This window comes from Moorena sp. SIO3B2, from assembly GCF_010692525.1.
In the GTDB taxonomy this organism is placed as follows: domain Bacteria; phylum Cyanobacteriota; class Cyanobacteriia; order Cyanobacteriales; family Coleofasciculaceae; genus Moorena; species Moorena producens.
Map to the genome: position 1 here is coordinate 1 of NZ_JAAHHE010000511.1, position 3727 is coordinate 3727.

General features: G+C 47.2%; 2 protein-coding genes. One reads left to right on the plus strand and one right to left on the minus strand.

The window, feature by feature from the left end:
• A partial coding sequence (locus tag F6K38_RS37145) for an ATP-binding protein (protein ID WP_287360016.1) occupies positions 1-2044 on the minus strand: 2044 nt, incomplete at its 3' end.
• 730 nt (positions 2045-2774) lie between these two features.
• On the opposite strand from F6K38_RS37145, the gene F6K38_RS37150 reads away from it, so the two are divergent.
• The gene (locus F6K38_RS37150; RefSeq protein WP_071107889.1) at positions 2775-3542 is read left to right on the plus strand and encodes a Uma2 family endonuclease; all 768 of its coding nucleotides are present in this window, start codon (positions 2775-2777) and stop codon (positions 3540-3542) included.
• Positions 3543-3727: the final 185 nt, after the last annotated feature.

The window sequence follows — 3727 nt, forward strand, 5'->3', positions numbered from 1 at the left end:
CGCAGTGACGGGCGATAAAATCTAAATCCAGTTCCTCAGAGCGAGGTACACGACTAGGCCAGATTTGCTCCCAGATCCGGCGGCGGTCTTTGAGATTAGGAAAAGGAAACTCAATAATAAAACGTAATCGCCGGACAAAGGCATCGTCCATATTAGTCCGTAGGTTGGTGGTCAAAATCGCCACTCCTTCGTACTCCTCCATCTTTTGCAAGAGATAGCCAACCTCAATATTGGCGTAGCGGTCATGGGCACTGCTAATTTCCGAGCGCTTGCCAAAAAGCGAATCTGCCTCATCAAACAGGAGAATGGCGTTGGCATTGGCAGCAGCTGTAAAGATGCGATTGAGGTTTTTTTCCGTCTCCCCGATATACTTACTGACCACTTGGGACAGGTCAATCTTATAGAGGTCAAGCTGTAATTCGTGGGCAATAATTTCCGCTGCCATGGTTTTACCAGTCCCTGGTGGGCCAGAAAACATTACATTCAGTCCTCTGCCCAGGGAAAGCTTGCTCTGGAAGTCCCACTCTTCCCACACTAGCTGTCGATATTTGGCTTGATTACAAATTTCGAGCAACTGGGTCTTTTGATTAGCTGGCAGGACAATATCATCCCAGCTGTACTTAGGCTGAATCTGACGTGCCAAGGAACCTAGTTCATGACCAGATTGGGCACGGGCTGCTGCAAATAGTTCGGGCAAGGTGGGTTTTTGAAAGGAGTGTGGGGGGTGGGGAGTGTGGGGAGTGTGGGGAGTGTGGGGAGTGTTTTGGGCAATGCGCCAACGGGCTCGATTACAGGCATCGATCACGGCATCGGTAATTTGCTCGGAATTGAGGCGGAAGCGATCGCATAAAGCATTTAGCTCTGATCCGTCTAGGGAAATACCAGCTGCGGTTAGTTGATTCTGCCAGCACCAGCGACGAACAGTAAACTCAGGGATGGGAAAAGGAACAGTAACCATTCCGATTGCCATCGTTTTCTCTGGCTTCCAGGGTTTTTCACCAGCGAGGATGGTAATTCCTTGATGGTCTGCTATGATTCTTAGCAGAGATAGATATTGACTCGAATTCTCGGAACTTTCTATAGTTGGTTGTAGAGCTTCTAGTCCTTCTAGGTAAAGCAAAGCCTTCTGAAACCAGCCTTGACGATAAGCTAGTTTCAGGGTTAGCTCCAACTCAGCTTTGGCTTCTACAATCCGAGTTAAATTTACGGTTAGCAACGGTGCTTCCACAGCCCTGGCCAGGGCTTGGGCGGCACGGTGTTTACCACTAGTATCTGCACCCTCAAAATACAGTGCCAGGGGTTTGTTTGCTTGCCAATCTTCCACAACCAGTGTTAATAAAGCCTGCTTTACTTCCTGATGTAACGGTAGTTCTTCCAGGGAAATCGTCGGCTCAATTAACCTACAGAAGGGTTTCAGTCGCTGATCTAATCCTTTTTCTCCCAACAGCAGAGCCAGGACTAGCCCATCCAGTTTAAGATTGTGAGCCAGCAGAGTAGGCTGGAGCTGATTAGGGTCCGAGACCAGGTGTAGTAGACTATGACCTAGGAGAGGAGCTTCCGGGGTAAAGTGACTACGCCGCGCTAGTTTCGCTTCCCCAGTTGGACAGAGCAGATTCAGGACGAGATCCACAGTGGGTCGTTTACACCGGATATCGTCTTGGAGATAGGTGTAGATTCGTTCATAGCGTCGGTCTAGTTCGGGGGCGAGTGCGATCGCAATAATATCGACATCGAAAGCAGAGAGGGCAAACGTTTCTTGCAGCCATGCTAGAGCTGAGCCTTCCAGAATAGCATCAGAGGGTAACTCCTGTGATGTTTCTGTATCTACCTGCAATACTGGTGTTCCTGGTGGCCGAGTCAGCAACTGTTCCACTTCTTCCTGGTCAACTTGCATCCCCCGATAGGGATTAGTTGCAGCCATGGAACCATAGGTAACTTGGGCAGCGGCTAAAGCTTGTTCTAGCAGTCCGTCTAAGCGCTGTAACAGCAGAAAGAGTTGCTGAAATTGGGGGTTGGGAGGGAATACTTGGGTTTGGTTAATCATGGATTATAGCAAGGGAACAGGGAATAGGGAATAGGGAGCAGGGACTTCGGAGCATTAGAGTAATAAGAGGTAATATAGAAATAGAAAAAATCATGTGTACCTCATTAGACAAAAAAAACTATACTGGCTCAGCTATTGCTTTAATCTGCCAGTATAAGGGCATATAGAGAGTAGGGTAGGGTGGGCAAATTATGAGAGTTTGGCAATTTGATCAGTTATTATCTCCATTTGCCCACCAGAAAAGAGCGATTGGCCGTAGGCCACGCTACGCGATCGCACTTTAAAGGGAACAGGGAACAGGGAACAGGGAACAGGGAACAGGAAACAGGGAGCAGGGACTTCGGAGCAGGGAGCAGTAGAGTCATAAGAGGGAAGACAGAAAAAATCATGTGTACCTCATTAGGATAAAAAAAAGCTATACTGGCTCAGCTATTGCTTTAATCTGCTGGTAGAGTAGGGTCGGCAAATAATGAGAGTTTGGCAATTGGATCAGTGATCATGTCAATTTGCCCACCTGAGTTGAGCGATCGCACTTTGGCAAAACCAAGGGTTAGCGCGAATCCACGAGTAGGGGCGCACCAACGTAGACCCAATCATCAATATAAAATCTAAAATCGAAGTTATAGCAATTCGTGTAGGAATTGTGGGAATTTTACTCCCGACTCCCTATTCCCTATTCCCTATTCCCTATTCCCTATTCCCTACTCCCTACTCCCTACTCCCTTTGCTTATGTATCAACAAACAGATCCACCCCGACCCCCGAAAGAAATCCTACCCACAATGTATGATCTACCTAGCGAAGAAAAGGAGGATTCAGGATTGCCAGATCAATACCATATTTGGCAAGCAGACTTACTGGAGAAAACGTTTTTCCCTCCCAATTATCCTAGAAACCAAATTCTTGTTGCTAGCGATCTGAATATTTACTACAATCTCAAACATCCTACTTGGTATAAGCGTCCCGATTGGTTTGCTGTCTTGGGAGTGGATCGTTTGTACGAACAAAGAGAATCCCGGTTGAGTTACGTGATCTGGCAGGAAGGAGTAACTCCTTTTATTGCCATCGAATTACTTTCTCCGAGTACACAGAAAGAAGACTTAGGAGAAGTTACGCCACAAGCCAACCAACCCCCAACTAAATGGGAAGTTTACGAACGGATGCTACGGATTCCCTATTACGTAGTCTTCAATGGTAATAGCAATAAACTGCGCTTGTTTGAGTTAGTGCGCAGCAGCTATCGGGAAGTGATTCTCAACGGTGACAAATTCTGGCTTCCAGAAATAGAATTAGGTTTAGGATTGTGGTCAGGAGACTATCAAGAGTTAAACCGACTTTGGTTGCGTTGGTACGATGCAGCCGAAAATTGGATTCCTACACCGGTTGAGAAAGAAAGACAGCTAGTTGAACAAGAACGTCAACGAGCTGAACGAGAACATCAACGTGCTGAACGTCTAGCAGCTCAATTGCGAGCAATGGGTGTAGAGCCAGAAGATTGAAATTTTAGGTAGGGTAGGTAGCGTAGGGTGGGCAAATAATGAGAGCGTACCCATTCCGTAGGGTAGGGTGGGCAAATTATGAGAGAAAGGCAATTAGATCAAATATCATGTCCATTTGCCCACCCTACAAGAGCGTACGCACTGAATGCAGCGCATCGCTATTCCCTCTTCCCCTCCTGGGAGGG

Bases quoted from the DNA above. Each gene is read 5' to 3' on its own strand.
- F6K38_RS37150 (WP_071107889.1), top strand. From the start codon at position 2,775: ATGTATCAACAAACAGATCCACCCCGACCCCCGAAAGAAATCCTACCC.